Below are 14,822 nucleotides of genomic sequence, written 5' to 3' on the forward strand. Positions count from 1 at the left end.
AATGTACAGAAAAGCTTCCTCAAGCCCGACCCCACCGGAAAACTTTGAGCTGCCCTTTGAGGGAAAGTTATCACAAGATAACCGTTGGGTAATCATGGCAAATCTGATACCCTGGGATGAATTTGAAGAGGAATACGCCAAAATTTTTTCTATTGATATGGGGGCACCTGCGCTGCCATTTCGGATGGCATTGGGTTCATTAATAATCAAAGAAAGATTAGGAATAAGCGATCGGGAAACAGTAGAACAAATAAAAGAAAACCCTTACTTACAATACTTTATAGGGAGAAAGCATTACAGCAACGAAGCCCCTTATGATGCCTCACTTTTGGTAAGATTTAGAGAAAGGATAAATGTTGATTTAGTAAATCAAATAAATCAAAGAATGGTAAAGAAGATTCAGGAAGAAACAGAGGAGGAATCTAAAAAAAAAGCTCACTCTCAGAAAGGCAAGAAACAAGAGAAAGCCCGAATCAAGGGAAATTAATTCTGGATGCTACCTGTGCGCCAGGAGATATCAGCTATCCCAATGACTTGGGTCTATTAAATCAAGCCAGAGTCAAAACGGAAAAGATAATAGATACTCTCTATAAGCCCCTAAAAGGGAGACTAAAGAAAAAGCCAAAAACTTATAGAAACCTCGCTCGGAAAGATTACTTGAAAGTCGCCAAAAAACGGAGATCGTCAAGAAAAGAGAGAAGAAAAGCTATAAAAAAACAACTGAAATATATAAAAAGAAATTTATCACACATTGACCAGCTCCTTCAGACAGGAGAAGCACTTGAGGGTTTGAGCATCTCTCAATATAAGAGCTTGCTGGTGGTGACGGAAGTTTACCGTCAACAGCAATGGATGTATGAGAATAAAGCCCAGAGAATTGACGACAGAATAGTCAGTTTAAGTCAGCCCCATATCCGTCCAATTGTGAGAGGAAAAGCCGGAAAACCTGTAGAATTTGGAGCTAAACTAGCAGCAAGCGTCAGAGATGGATATGTCTTTTTAGACCGTATAAGCTGGGATAACTTTAATGAAGCCGGAGACTTAAAAGCCCAAATAGAAGCATTTAAACAGCACACAGGAGTCTATCCCGAATCAGTACATGTAGATAGAATTTATCGAAATCGCGAGAATCGAGCATTCTGTAAAGAAAGAGGGATTAGAATAAGTGGCCCCCCCTTAGGCAGACCTCCAGCTAATGTCAGCTCAGACAAAAAGAAACAAGCCTTAGACGACGAGAAGGTTCGCAATGCTATTGAAGGAAAATTTGGCATCTCAAAGCGAAGATTTAGCTTGAATCGCGTCATGGCTAAACTGCCTCATACTTCTCAAACGGCTATTGCTATCACTTTTTTAGTCATGAATCTTTCCACCCTGCTACGGCAGTTTTTTTGTCTTTTTTTGTGCAATACACAACATCACGCCTTTTTTCTCGATAACTATTAATTCGGCTTATGCTTGTGGGAATTAACAACAACAAAAGCTCATTATTATTCCAGGATTAAATAACTGATTAATCCATCGGTTGTTTTTCGCCGACTTATTCAGCAAGCCCTACCTAGACTTCTTTAGTCAGATCTTGTCTTGCACCTCATCACCCGCAGACTGGAAGTCTGGGGCTATACAAACGAAGCCTGCCTCCGCAGGCTCTAAAACCCTTACTTCTACGTAGTCCGCGTAGGCGGACTTAGTTTGTGTAGCCGCAGGTTTCAACCTGTCGGCAACTGGTGCAAGACTCTCCATAAACTGTTGCTCACAAACCGTTGGGTAATCATGGCAAATCTGATACCCTGGGATGAATTTGAAGAGGAATACGCCAAAATTTTTTCTATTGATATGGGGGCACCTGCGCTGCCATTTCGGATGGCATTGGGTTCATTAATAATCAAAGAAAGATTAGGAATAAGCGATCGGGAAACAGTAGAACAAATAAAAGAAAACCCTTACTTACAATACTTTATAGGGAGAAAGCATTACAGCAACGAAGCCCCTTATGATGCCTCACTTTTGGTAAGATTTAGAGAAAGGATAAATGTTGATTTAGTAAATCAAATAAATCAAAGAATGGTAAAGAAGATTCAGGAAGAAACAGAGGAGGAATCTAAAAAAAAAGCTCACTCTCAGAAAGGCAAGAAACAAGAGAAAGCCCGAATCAAGGGAAATTAATTCTGGATGCTACCTGTGCGCCAGGAGATATCAGCTATCCCAATGACTTGGGTCTATTAAATCAAGCCAGAGTCAAAACGGAAAAGATAATAGATACTCTCTATAAGCCCCTAAAAGGGAGACTAAAGAAAAAGCCAAAAACTTATAGAAACCTCGCTCGGAAAGATTACTTGAAAGTCGCCAAAAAACGGAGATCGTCAAGAAAAGAGAGAAGAAAAGCTATAAAAAAACAACTGAAATATATAAAAAGAAATTTATCACACATTGACCAGCTCCTTCAGACAGGAGAAGCACTTGAGGGTTTGAGCATCTCTCAATATAAGAGCTTGCTGGTGGTGGCGGAAGTTTACCGTCAACAGCAATGGATGTATGAGAATAAAGCCCAGAGAATTGACGACAGAATAGTCAGTTTAAGTCAGCCCCATATCCGTCCAATTGTGAGAGGAAAAGCCGGAAAACCTGTAGAATTTGGAGCTAAACTAGCAGCAAGCGTCAGAGATGGATATGTCTTTTTAGACCGTATAAGCTGGGATAACTTTAATGAAGCCGGAGACTTAAAAGCCCAAATAGAAGCATTTAAACAGCACACAGGAGTCTATCCCGAATCAGTACATGTAGATAGAATTTATCGAAATCGCGAGAATCGAGCATTCTGTAAAGAAAGAGGGATTAGAATAAGTGGCCCCCCCTTAGGCAGACCTCCAGCTAATGTCAGCTCAGACAAAAAGAAACAAGCCTTAGACGACGAGAAGGTTCGCAATGCTATTGAAGGAAAATTTGGCATCTCAAAGCGAAGATTTAGCTTGAATCGCGTCATGGCTAAACTGCCTCATACTTCTCAAACGGCTATTGCTATCACTTTTTTAGTCATGAATCTTTCCACCCTGCTACGGCAGTTTTTTTGTCTTTTTTTGTGCAATACACAACATCACGCCTTTTTTCTCGATAACTATTAATTCGGCTTATGCTTGTGGGAATTAACAACAACAAAAGCTCATTATTATTCCAGGATTAAATAACTGATTAATCCATCGGTTGTTTTTCGCCGACTTATTCAGCAAGCCCTACCTAGACTTCTTTAGTCAGATCTTGTCTTGCACCTCATCACCCGCAGACTGGAAGTCTGGGGCTATACAAACGAAGCCTGCCTCCGCAGGCTCTAAAACCCTTACTTCTACGTAGTCCGCGTAGGCGGACTTAGTTTGTGTAGCCGCAGGTTTCAACCTGTCGGCAACTGGTGCAAGACTCTCCATAAACTGTTGCTCACAGCAAACAATGAAAGTGATTCTTCTTCACTTCTGCCTTCTGCCTTCTGCCTTCTGCCTTCTGCCTTCTGCCTTCTGCCTTCTGCCTTCTGCCTTCTGCCTTCTGCCTTCTGCCTTCTGCCTTTCAAGACAGATCTGAGCCTCCAAGGGACGCTTCGCGCATCCCCAACAGATGGAAGAAACACAATTAGCTGAAATCATTCAACTATAAGGGTTTGAGAATGTGTTTCTTAAGAGTTAATCCTTTCCTTCTTTCCCTTTACCTTTACAACGAGCTGAAATCATGAGCAAAGCCCAGGAGGAAACGAGAAAATGAACTATATCAGGTTCTGAGTATACTCAAGAATCTGGGTCAACTCATCCGCCGATCGCCATGTCTCATCGCCCCATTTACCTCGACTGCCACGCCACCACGCCCCTCGATGAACGGGTATTAGAGGCGATGTTGCCCTACTTCAAAGAACATTTTGGCAATCCCGCCAGCAGCAGTCATGTTTACGGCTGGGAGGCGGAAGCCGCCGTTCAACGTGCACGATCTATTTTGGCAGATGCTATTCACGCCACGCCGGAAGAAATTGTCTTTACCAGTGGTGCCACAGAGGCGAATAATTTAGCGATTAAGGGTGTCGCTGAAGCCTATTTCAGCAAAGGGCGTCACATTATTACGGTTCAAACTGAGCATAACGCCGTTCTTGACCCCTGTCAGTACCTCCAATCTTTGGGGTTTGAGGTGACGTTTCTGCCTGTGCAGCGAGATGGATTAATTGATTTGGCAGATTTAGAAAAGGCGATTCGTCCCGATACGATTTTAGTGTCGGTGATGGCAGCGAATAATGAGATTGGAGTATTACAGCCGTTGGCAGAAATCGGGACAATTTGCCGACAGCATCAAGTGCTTTTTCATACGGATGCGGCTCAAGCAATTGGGAAAATAGCTTTAGATGTCGAGGAGATGAAAATTGACTTAATGTCCCTAACCGCCCATAAGGTTTATGGCCCAAAGGGAATTGGGGCATTATATGTCAGACGCCGTAAGCCTAGAGTTCGGTTATCCCCCCAAATTCATGGCGGTGGACACGAACGGGGAATGCGCTCTGGTACGCTATGTACGCCTCAAATTGCGGGGTTGGCTAAGGCGGTGGAATTAGGGATGGAAGAACGGGAAACAGAGTCAAGACGCCTGATTCAGTTACGCGATCGCTTATGGCAACCATTGAGTCAACTGGAGGGAATTCATCTCAACGGTCATCCGACTCAGCGACTATCAGGAAATCTTAACATTAGTATAGAAGACGTTGATGGTTCAGCGCTGCTCTTGGGATTGCAGTCTGTGGTAGCGGTTTCTTCAGGTGCGGCTTGTTCCTCCGTCAAAACAGCTCCCTCTCATGTTCTATTAGCTCTGGGGCACTCGGAACAACTGGCTTATGCCTCGGTACGATTTGGGATCGGGCGCTGTAATACAGCCGAGGAAATGGATTGTATCGCTCAACACGCAATCGCCACGATTCAGTCTCTGCGACAATCACAAGCTGCCAGTTTTCGGAAAACGGTAAAATGAAGTAAAGTATTGGTTAAGGGTCAAGCCAAATGTCGCCAGCGTGAGGCGAAGGGCGGCAATATTAGGAAGGGCGCGAATATATCGAGAGCGCGGCTACTCACTCAAATGTAGTGGCATCTGAGGAACAGCGCGGTATAATACACCATCATAGGAACAGTTGCTGATCAGGAATAGTTGCTGATCAAAGTTCCAGAGGTCTTCACCCCTGTAAACTAGCAGTAGATACTGAATGCAACTGGTTCGCTCTTCCAGTTTTTCTGCTCACGCCTTTAAAATTCCAAGGTTTGCCCTTTGTGGAAGGGTAGGTTATTGGATAATCACTCGATTAGGAAAATTTGACCAACAGGAGTGTCAGTTATATTCAGTCACTCTTGGGTTCAAAAGCTCTATTTTTTCTAGATGAAGCTAGAGATTTCGCATACACAGTTATTGACACAGTTATCTTGGGTAGCCGAAGCAAGAGGGACAGAAAGCCTCAGTACCTAAGCTTGCTGCCAATTTTTGAGGAAATTGAATGCCAAAGCAAATTATTATTGCAGAGCAACACCGTCTTGCTGCTGTCTTTTGGGAAGATCAAATTCAAGAACTCGTGGTGGCAACCGGTAACCACCAAGTGAGTGATATTTACCTCGGTGTTGTAGAAAATGTCTTACCGGGGATAGATGCGGCTTTTGTAAACATTGGTGACCCAGAGCGAAATGGCTTTATTCATGTCACCGATTTAGGGCCTTTGCGTCTGAAACGCAGTGCGGGGGCGATTACCGAACTGCTGACTCCCCAACAAAAAGTCTTAGTTCAAGTGATGAAGGAGCCGACGGGCAATAAAGGCCCCCGGCTGACTGGCAATATCAGCTTACCCGGTCGTTATTTGGTACTGATGCCTTATGGACGGGGTGTCAATTTGTCCCGGCGGATTAAGAACGATAACGAACGCAACCGCCTGAGAGCGCTTGCCGTCTTGATTAAACCCGCCGGCATGGGACTGTTGGTGCGTACCGAAGCCGAGGGGAGAGCAGAAGAGGCAATTATCGAGGATTTGGAAGTTCTGCAAAAACAGTGGGAATCCATCCAGCAAGAAGCTAATTCCACGAGGGCACCCGCCTTACTGAACCGTGATGATGATTTTATTCAACGCGTCCTGCGGGATATGTATACGGCGGATGTGAATCGAATCGTGGTCGATTCCCATACAGGAGTCAAGCGAGTTAAGCAGCACTTGCTGACTTGGAGTGGAGGTCGATCACCGGAAGGGGTTTTAATTGACCATCATCGCGATCGCATTTCGATTCTGGATTACTTCCGGGTGAATGCGGCGATTCGAGAAGCACTCAAACCCAGAGTTGATTTGCCTTCAGGGGGTTACATTATCATCGAACCGACGGAAGCCCTGACGGTGATTGATGTTAACTCAGGTTCCTTCACGCGATCGGCAACGGCACGAGAAACCGTACTCTGGACAAACTGTGAAGCTGCCACAGAAATTGCTCGCCAATTGCGCCTGCGTAACCTAGCGGGCGTGATTATCGTTGACTTTATTGACATGGACTCCAGGCGAGACCAGTTGCAGGTATTAGAACACTTCAACAAAGCTCTGAGATCAGACAAAGCTAGACCGCAGATTGCCCAACTTTCGGAACTCGGCTTAGTCGAACTCACCCGCAAGCGTCAGGGTCAAAATATTTACGAGTTATTTAGTCAAACTTGTTCTGTCTGTGGAGGTTTAGGGCATTCAGTTCGGCTTCCCGGTGAGGCAGAACGCGAACGCCCAGCCAAGGAATTTGTTGAGCCAGCTGTTCCGGCTATACTCCGGGAACCTCGGACACCCGAAATTCCTGAACCCCTCGATCTCTCTCCGGTCGATGACGCCGAGGACGTAGACTTGGTGCATCATCCCAGCTATCAAGAACGGGGACTACCCAATAATCCCAATAACCGCCGTCGCCGCCGTCGTCGTCTCGATGAACCCGTAGCCAAGGAGGAATCACTGACCAAGGTAAGCGTAAGCCCTCGCCCAACGCCTATCCTCTCCGGGAAATCAGAAGCAGCGCCAGAAAGTGAGCTTTTAGAACTAGGGGAACGCACTGTAAAACCGCAGCTCATCAAAGCCCCTAAAGAGATAGACCCACCCGAAGTCGTAGCTATCGAGATGTCCCCAGAGGAACAAGATGTTTATGCTTTGATGGGAATTTCTCCACTGGTGCGGTTGAATAGAGAAGTCCGAAACCCTAAATCAGTGATTCTTTCAGTGGTACTGCCTGGAGAAGCCGATCAAACCGAAGAGGACAACGAGGAATTTGCCGAATCGTCTTCTGCGCCATCCAGCTTTGCCGTAACGTCCGATTCAGCGCCACACTCAGCGCCTGTGATTCGATCCTCTGCGGCGGCTTCCACTTATGAGGACGTAGAGACATCAGAGCCATTGCGGGTAACGTCATCGGCTGAGACATCTGAGTTAGAAGTGCCATCTGACTCGACCGATATGGGTGAATCAGACAGCAACCGTCCTTTGATCCGCCGCCGTCGCCGTCGTTCTTCGGCTACCGATGGTGAGGATTCGACGGCTAGTTAAACGGACATCGTGCCTCGCAGGGGTAAGCTTGATTTGAGAAGAAAGGGAGCGGAAAGGATGCCGATAGACACAACCGGACTCGTTCTGCCCCCGAAGTCTCAGGGGCAATCCAATTTTTGTGAGTTACCTGATTTATCGGGTAATCCAAGATTAGTTGCTGGTGTAGATGAGGTGGGACGGGGTGCTTTATTTGGCCCAGTGGTGGCGGCGGCGGTCATTTTACCCGTCTCGGTTCTGCCGCAACTTGCTCTGGCTGGTGTCAAAGACAGCAAACAGTTGTCCCCTCTTCGACGATTAAAGCTGGCGAAGGAAGTTCAACGGTTAGCCTTAGATTGGAGAATTGGCTATGCCACGTCGCAAGAAATTGACCAAATTAATATCTTGCAAGCTTCCTTGCTAGCGATGAAACGGGCGATTCTAAAGCTGAAAGTACAGCCCGATATTTGTCTAATTGATGGTAACCACGGTCTTCCCAACTTGCCTTTGCCACAACAAACAATGGTGAAGGGCGATCAGCGATCGCTGGAAATCGCCGCTGCTAGTGTTGTGGCTAAGGTTTGGCGCGATGAACTCGTGATTCGTTTAGCTGTCAAGTATCCAGATTATGATTTGGTCACCAATAAAGGTTATGGAACACTGCGACATCGATTAGCGCTGCAACAATACGGCCCTTCACCCCTACACCGTATGTCCTTCCGTCCCTGCCAAGTCGGGTTTTAAGGTCAGTGGCGGCTGAGTCAGTTAATCGGTGTTGTCAATATTCCAACTTCTAACCTTCAACCCTTTGCGGTAAAAGCTTCTGTTGCCTGAGCCTGAATCAGGATTGGTGCATCTTGGTTTGCCCAGTGACGATAATCCAACAATAACTGATGCATTAATCTTTGTTTAATCCTGAGTAAAACACTTTTGAGCAAGCTATTGCCAGTTGTTTCTAAAATGGGTCGAGGAGTCAGGGAAAAGGGAAGGGGTATATCAACGTTTACTTTTAAATCCGCTTTGCCTTTAAGTTGAGTGACTCCGTCGTTTTGCACTGGATAGAGTTTTCCCTTAAGGTCGAGAGCAAATCGTTGATTAATATAATCCAGTCCTCGAATTTCACAGCCTACAGAGCTTAGATGAACGGTACCATCAGCGTCTGCCCATACTTTCAGCGTGACAGTCGGCTGAAAGGTTAAGGACAAAAAATTTAACGGGCGTAGTTGCAATTGATACCGTTCCTGACTGATTGGCTTAATCAAATTGGGGTCTGCGATCGCATGAACTAGGCGTTGGGGCTGACGTAAATAGTGCTGAATGGGAACGGGTTCTTCCGGTACAGTAATTTCAACGGATTGGGATGCAACAAACTGGGTGTTCATAGGGAAAAAGCCTTCAGCTTTAAGGCGGCTTTATTAATCTTATTTTACAAAGTTTAACTCTTTGAAAGGAATTTTTTATTTTTTGAAGTGGTATTGTGGTTTCAAGTGATTATGCATAAATCAATATTTATGAATTCTTAGATCATAAATATTCATATAACAACACGTCATCTTCCGAGAAAAGCGGTTGGAGGGATATAGGGTTTTGCTGGTTTATTCCCTGGCCTGCAATGTTGACAGCGTATTGCCCAGACCAGTAAAAAGAAGTGTTTACTGAGTTTGTGAGTTCTTAGTCTATGTCCATTTCTATTGCCCATCTCGGCCCCCCTGGTACTTATACAGAAGCGGCTGCCTTAGCTTACGCTCACACTCTTGCCAGCGAAACGGTTAGTCCACCGCTGCTATGCCCATGCCCCAGCATTGCCCAAACCATACGTTCGGTGGCTCAGGGGGAAGCTCATCTTGCCGTTATCCCGGTGGAAAATTCAATCGAGGGCAGTGTTGCGGTTACACTAGATTCCCTGTGGCAATTGGAGACACTGCAAATTCAACAAGCACTGGTGTTACCCATCAGACATGCTCTGCTGTCACGAGGTTCATCTCTAGAGGCAATAAAAACCGTTTATTCACATCCACAAGCTTTGGCTCAGTGTCAGAAGTGGCTGGAAACGTCTCTACCATCAGCACAGTTAGTACCGACGAACTCCACAACAGAGGCGCTACAAAATTTGGACGAAGACTATACAGCGGGGGTGATTACATCTCAAAGAGCAGCAGAGCTTTACAATCTGCCGATCCTGGCGTCTACCATTAATGATTATCCCGATAACTGTACTCGATTTTGGGTTCTGGGGAAGCAGCCCTCACTAGGCGGCACTCATACTTCACTGGCTTTTAGCTTGCCTGCTAATCGACCTGGAGCGCTTGTAGAATCGATTCAAGTCTTGGCGACGAGAGGGATTAACATGAGCCGGATTGAGTCTCGACCGACGAAGCGATCGCTCGGTGAGTACCTTTTTTTTATTGATATCGAAGCCGATGCCTCTCAATCGGCTGTTCAATTGGCTCTTGCAGAATTAGCCACTCATACAGAAATTCTCAAAATTTTTGGCAGCTATAGAGTTTTAGTGATTGAGCCTACAGACAGGTGTCAAGATTAATAGTAAATAAGAATAAAAGCGCAAAGAGACGTGATATATCGCGCCTCTTTGATACTTTTTGAAGTCTTATGTTATAGGTGATTATTATACTTAGATGTTACGCCTTATTTCAGGGCATCTTTAAGAGCTGTACGGGCTGCTAAATGATTGCGAGTTGAGGTCAGAATTTCGGCTTCACGTTCTAAACGCTTTACGGTATCCTGCATCTCTAAAAGCGCCTGCTGTTCTGATGCTACGCCGTAAAGATTGCTAGCAACCCAGTAAGATAACTCTCTGGGTAGATCGGGTAAATCGTCGGGTAACTCAATTCTCTGATCGGTCAACTTAGAAGAAAGGCGTACCACATCACGCAAGAGTTGTTCAACATCTCTAGCCATGATTCTTAGGTCTTTTTCGGGTGGCTGATCCTCAATCCATTCCACCAGACCTACACGATAGGGCTTTTCACGGACGTACTCCAAAACCCGAAATCGCTGCTGCCCTAATGTCAATATTTTCATCCGATCATCGGGCAAACGCTGAAAGTGAATAATTTCAGCACAACAGCCAACAGCAGCGGGTTGGCCTTGAACTGGGTCCCACATCAACACCCCAAATCGGCGATCGCTGTCCAAAATCGTGTTCATCATGATTCGGTAGCGAAATTCAAAGATGTGTAGAGGAAGAGGACGCCCAGGAAAAAGGACCACTTCTGGCAGTGGAAACAGGGGGAGTTCTCTAACAGCAATTGATGAGGAGGATGCCATTGTGCCTTAATCAAAAAGGTAACTGCGCTTCTTTACCTACTTTAACGGATGTTATTGGTCATTTGTCATCAGTCCTTAGTCGTTGGTCAATTAACAACTCGCTGGTGTGAACTGCCTCCCCTTCCTCGCAGACTAAGAACTAATGACTAATGACTGATACTAGAGCTTGACTTCAATATCAACCCCAGCCGGTAAATCTAGCTTCATCAGAGCATCAATGGTTTTTGAGGACGGCTGATAAATATCAATAATGCGGCGGTGGGTACGTGTTTCAAAGTGTTCCCGTGAATCTTTATCAACGTGGGGAGAGCGCAAAACACAGTAAATACGACGCCGTGTTGGTAAAGGAATGGGGCCAATTGCTGTGGCATTTGTTCGGTTAGCTGTATCCACAATCTTCTCGCAAGAGGTGTCAAGCAGTCGCCGATCAAAGGCTTTAAGACGAATTCGAATTTTTTGCTGCTGAATGGTTGCCATTTTTTAGTTGTCTAGGTTCTGAATAGATAGGGAATTAGGGAGAAGAAAGAAGATTAGAAAGTTGAACGTTTAACCTTTTAACCTTCAACTCAGTCTCTCAAATTGAGCAATACAGAGGAATGGGGAGCAGAAAAGCTTTTGCCTCTCTGCCCCCACTTAGCCTTGGGTAGCGCTATTGACTACTTCAGGATTTTGGAAACGACACCTGCACCAATGGTACGACCGCCTTCACGGATAGCAAAGCGCATACCTTGTTCAATTGCGATGGCGTTAATCAGTTCTACTGTCATTTTGATGCGGTCTCCCGGCATCACCATCTCGGCTGTCGTGCCGTCGTCAGCCGTAAATGCGCTAATGGTACCGGTCACATCCGTCGTGCGGACGTAGAACTGAGGACGGTAGCCAGGGAAGAAAGGAGTGTGACGACCACCTTCTTCTTTCTTCAGAACATAAACCTCAGACTCGAACTGGGTATGAGGGGTAATTGAACCAGGCTTGGCGATGACCATTCCCCGTTCAATATCTTTTTTCTCAATCCCTCGGAGCAGAATCCCGGCGTTATCACCAGCCATCCCTTCATCGAGACTCTTTTTGAACATCTCAATACCGGTGACGGTTGTCTCGCGGGTATCTTTAATGCCCACCAAGACAACTTTATCGCCGATTTTGACCTTGCCCCGTTCAATCCGACCCGTGGCTACTGTACCACGACCTGTAATGGTGAAGACGTCTTCTACTGCCATCAGGAAAGGTTTATCAATATCCCGCTCTGGTGTGGGAATGTAAGAGTCCACCTCATCCATCAACTTATAGATTTTATCAACCCACTCATTTTCTCCCCGTTGAGTTTTCGGGTTACCGGTCATGACTTCTAAAGCCTGCAAAGCGGAACCTGCAACGATGGGGATGTTGTCACCATCAAACTCATAACTACTGAGGAGTTCGCGAACTTCAAGTTCTACCAGTTCCAGCAGTTCTTCGTCGTCCACCATGTCTTGCTTGTTCAAGAAGACAACCAGGCTGGGAACGCCTACCTGCTTAGCGAGCAAGATATGCTCCCGTGTTTGAGGCATCGGGCCATCAGCGGCTGACACCACGAGGATTGCCCCATCCATTTGAGCCGCACCAGTGATCATGTTTTTCACATAGTCAGCGTGTCCCGGACAATCGACGTGAGCATAGTGCCGATTTTGGGTTTCGTACTCTACGTGGGCGGTGTTGATCGTAATCCCCCGCGCCTTTTCCTCCGGTGCCGCATCAATTTCATCGTACTTTCTTGCTTGCGCTTGACCCATCGCTGCCAAGGTCATAGTGATTGCCGCTGTCAGCGTCGTTTTGCCGTGGTCTACGTGACCGATTGTACCGATGTTGACGTGGGGTTTAGTCCTTTCAAATTTTGCGCGTGCCATGAATTACGTGTTCCTTTTCTCCTATTTATGCGTTCCCTTTGCTCTTCGCGATGATGGCTTCAGCCACGTTGCGAGGTACCTCCTCGTAGTGACTAAACTCCATCGAGAAGATACCTCGACCTTGGGTCTTAGAGCGGATATCCGTAGCATAGCCAAACATCTCTGCTAATGGAACTTTAGCAGTGACTTTAGCAACACCGCTCTCAGAACCCATGCCTTCAATTTGACCACGGCGAGAGTTGAGGTCACCCATGACATCTCCAAGGAAGTCTTCAGGAACTTCAACCTCTACTTTCATCATAGGCTCTAACAGTACCGGCGAAGCTTTCATCACGCCGTCCTTAATCGCCATTGACCCAGCAATCTTAAAGGCCATTTCCGAAGAGTCTACCTCGTGGAATGACCCATCGACTAGAGTGGCTTTCAAGTCAATGACCGGATATCCAGCCAAAATCCCGGATTCACAGGCTTCTTTCATCCCCTGCTCAGCGGGTGAAACGTATTCTCTCGGAATAGAACCGCCTACAATCTTGGAGACAAATTCAAAACCGGTACCCGGATCTCCTGGCTCCAATTCGATGACGACGTGACCGTACTGACCTTTACCGCCACTTTGGCGAATAAACTTACCTTCAGTCTTAATGGCTCTGCGAATTGTTTCTCGGTAAGCCACCTGCGGCGCACCGACATTCGCTTCTACCTTAAACTCTCGCAGCATCCGGTCTACCAGAATTTCCAGATGCAACTCACCCATCCCCGCAATTACGGTTTGGTTGGTTTCTGGGTCAACGTGGACACGGAACGTCGGGTCTTCTTCCGATAAAGATTGGAGCGCCTTGGAGAGCTTCTCCATATCTTGCTTGGTTTTCGGTTCCACTGCTACGGAGATCACCGGTTCTGGAATGAACAACGATTCCAAAATGATTGGCGCGTCTTCATTACAGATCGTGTCGCCCGTAAAGGTATTCTTCAAACCAATGGCAGCTCCCAAGTCGCCTGCTCGCAACTCGTCCACTTCAATCCGATCATTCGCTTTCAGAACGATCAGACGAGAGATGCGTTCCTTCTGGTCTTTGGTGGAATTAAGAATGTAGCTACCTTTCTTAAGTATCCCAGAGTAAACCCGCAGGAAGGTTAAACGACCAAATGGGTCTGCCATAATCTTGAAAGCCAGAGCTGACAAGGGGGCTGAATCATCAGGGGCTCTCTCCGCTACCGTTCCGTCGGGTAGTGTTCCTTGAATCGGAGGAATATCAACGGGAGCTGGCAAGTAATCGACAACTGCATCTAGCAGGAGTTGAACGCCTTTGTTCTTGAAAGCAGAACCGCATAATACAGGAACGATCGCTCCTGTAACGGTTCCTTTGCGAAGGGCACTACGAATTTCTTCTTCAGTGAGTTCTTCGCCTTCCAGATACTTTTCAATCAGCGCTTCATCCGTTTCCGCAACCGACTCAATGAGTTTGGCGCGGTACTCTTCTGCCTGCTCTTTGACCTCGTCAGGAATTTCTGTATCTTGAATATCCGTTCCGATGTCGTTGGCATAAATCTTGGCTCGCATCCGAACCAAATCCACAATTCCCCTCAGATCGCTTTCACTACCAATGGGGATTTGGATCGCCACAGCATTGGCTCGCAAGCGCTCGCGCAGTTGAGTGTATACCTTGAAGAAATTCGCCCCCGTCCGATCCATCTTGTTGATGAACGCGATTCTGGGCACCTTGTAGCGGTCTGCTTGCCGCCATACTGTCTCTGATTGAGGCTGAACACCTCCCACGGAGCAGAACACGGCAATCACACCGTCTAATACCCGCATGGAGCGCTCAACTTCAATGGTGAAGTCAACGTGACCCGGAGTATCAATAATATTAATCCGATGGTCATTCCAGCTCGTGCTGATGGCTGCGGCAGTGATGGTGATTCCCCGCTCCCGCTCTTGATCCATCCAGTCCGTTACGGCTGTTCCTTCGTGGACTTCTCCGATTTTATGAACCATTCCTGAATAAAACAGGATTCGTTCCGTTGTTGTTGTTTTGCCCGCATCAATGTGGGCTGCAATCCCGATATTCCGTACTCTCTCAAGCGGGATGGTCCGTGCCACAGCTACCTCCTTCCTC

The 14,822-nt window shown here is 46.5% G+C and carries 13 protein-coding genes; 6 read left to right on the top strand and 7 right to left on the bottom strand.

The window, feature by feature from the left end; all coding sequences use genetic code 11:
- The first annotated feature begins 1 nt into the window (after position 1).
- A protein-coding gene (locus MIC7113_RS35630; protein WP_390464412.1) for an IS5 family transposase occupies positions 2-1,443 on the top strand; the annotation gives its coding sequence in 2 pieces (ribosomal slippage) (positions 2-433 and positions 436-1,443; 1,440 coding nt in all).
- Between the two features lie 126 nt (positions 1,444-1,569).
- Here MIC7113_RS35630 and MIC7113_RS37000 read toward each other — a convergent pair.
- The gene (locus MIC7113_RS37000) at positions 1,570-1,740 is read right to left on the bottom strand and encodes a hypothetical protein (RefSeq protein WP_015185931.1); all 171 of its coding nucleotides are present in this window, start codon (positions 1,738-1,740) and stop codon (positions 1,570-1,572) included.
- Between MIC7113_RS37000 and MIC7113_RS35635 the strand changes: the two genes are divergently transcribed.
- Positions 1,690-3,119, top strand: a protein-coding gene (locus MIC7113_RS35635) for an IS5 family transposase (protein WP_390464414.1) whose coding sequence is annotated in 2 segments (ribosomal slippage) — positions 1,690-2,109 and positions 2,112-3,119 — 1,428 coding nt in all. Because the reading frame shifts where the segments join, the coding sequence is not laid out codon by codon here. The two genes, MIC7113_RS37000 and MIC7113_RS35635, sit on opposite strands and share 51 nt — an antisense overlap.
- Positions 3,120-3,245: 126 nt before the next feature.
- Here the strand turns inward: MIC7113_RS35635 and MIC7113_RS37005 are convergent.
- Positions 3,246-3,416, bottom strand: a complete 171-nt coding sequence (locus MIC7113_RS37005; RefSeq protein WP_015185931.1) for a hypothetical protein — start codon at positions 3,414-3,416, stop codon at positions 3,246-3,248.
- A gap of 385 nt (positions 3,417-3,801) precedes the next feature.
- Here MIC7113_RS37005 and MIC7113_RS29905 point away from each other — a divergent pair, with 385 nt between their 5' ends.
- From MIC7113_RS29905 to MIC7113_RS29915, 3 genes are all read left to right on the top strand, one after another.
- Positions 3,802-4,986 (top strand): cysteine desulfurase family protein, encoded by a 1,185-nt coding sequence (locus MIC7113_RS29905; protein WP_015185932.1) that lies wholly within the window; start codon positions 3,802-3,804, stop codon positions 4,984-4,986.
- A 514-nt stretch (positions 4,987-5,500) separates the two neighbouring features.
- A complete protein-coding gene (locus MIC7113_RS29910) occupies positions 5,501-7,555 on the top strand; it encodes an Rne/Rng family ribonuclease (RefSeq protein ID WP_015185933.1) in 2,055 nt (684 codons plus the stop codon).
- A 57-nt stretch (positions 7,556-7,612) separates the two neighbouring features.
- The gene (locus MIC7113_RS29915; protein ID WP_015185934.1) at positions 7,613-8,275 is read left to right on the top strand and encodes a ribonuclease HII; all 663 of its coding nucleotides are present in this window, start codon (positions 7,613-7,615) and stop codon (positions 8,273-8,275) included.
- 56 nt (positions 8,276-8,331) lie between these two features.
- Here the strand turns inward: MIC7113_RS29915 and MIC7113_RS29920 are convergent, their stop codons facing one another.
- Complete coding sequence (locus MIC7113_RS29920) at positions 8,332-8,913, bottom strand: DUF1997 domain-containing protein (RefSeq protein WP_015185935.1); 582 nt, start codon at positions 8,911-8,913, stop codon at positions 8,332-8,334.
- A 296-nt stretch (positions 8,914-9,209) separates the two neighbouring features.
- On the opposite strand from MIC7113_RS29920, the gene pheA reads away from it, so the two are divergent.
- Entirely contained in the window at positions 9,210-10,073 is an 864-nt protein-coding gene (gene pheA / locus MIC7113_RS29925; RefSeq protein WP_015185936.1) for a prephenate dehydratase, read from the top strand.
- A 104-nt stretch (positions 10,074-10,177) separates the two neighbouring features.
- Here the strand turns inward: pheA and MIC7113_RS29930 are convergent, their stop codons facing one another.
- From MIC7113_RS29930 to fusA, 4 genes are all read right to left on the bottom strand, one after another.
- Complete coding sequence (locus tag MIC7113_RS29930) at positions 10,178-10,819, bottom strand: LON peptidase substrate-binding domain-containing protein (protein WP_015185937.1); 642 nt, start codon at positions 10,817-10,819, stop codon at positions 10,178-10,180.
- A 159-nt stretch (positions 10,820-10,978) separates the two neighbouring features.
- Positions 10,979-11,296 carry a 30S ribosomal protein S10 gene (gene rpsJ / locus MIC7113_RS29935; RefSeq protein ID WP_015185938.1) on the bottom strand — a complete coding sequence of 106 codons (318 nt, stop codon included), beginning with the start codon at positions 11,294-11,296 and terminating at the stop codon, positions 10,979-10,981.
- 179 nt (positions 11,297-11,475) lie between these two features.
- The gene (tuf, locus tag MIC7113_RS29940; protein ID WP_015185939.1) at positions 11,476-12,705 is read right to left on the bottom strand and encodes an elongation factor Tu; all 1,230 of its coding nucleotides are present in this window, start codon (positions 12,703-12,705) and stop codon (positions 11,476-11,478) included.
- Between the two features lie 25 nt (positions 12,706-12,730).
- Positions 12,731-14,806: an elongation factor G gene (fusA, locus tag MIC7113_RS29945; protein ID WP_015185940.1), complete on the bottom strand. Its 2,076-nt coding sequence runs from the start codon at positions 14,804-14,806 to the stop codon at positions 12,731-12,733.
- Between the last annotated feature and the right edge of the window lie 16 nt (positions 14,807-14,822).

This window comes from Allocoleopsis franciscana PCC 7113 (genome assembly GCF_000317515.1).
Classification (GTDB): Bacteria; Cyanobacteriota; Cyanobacteriia; order Cyanobacteriales; family Coleofasciculaceae; genus Allocoleopsis; species Allocoleopsis franciscana.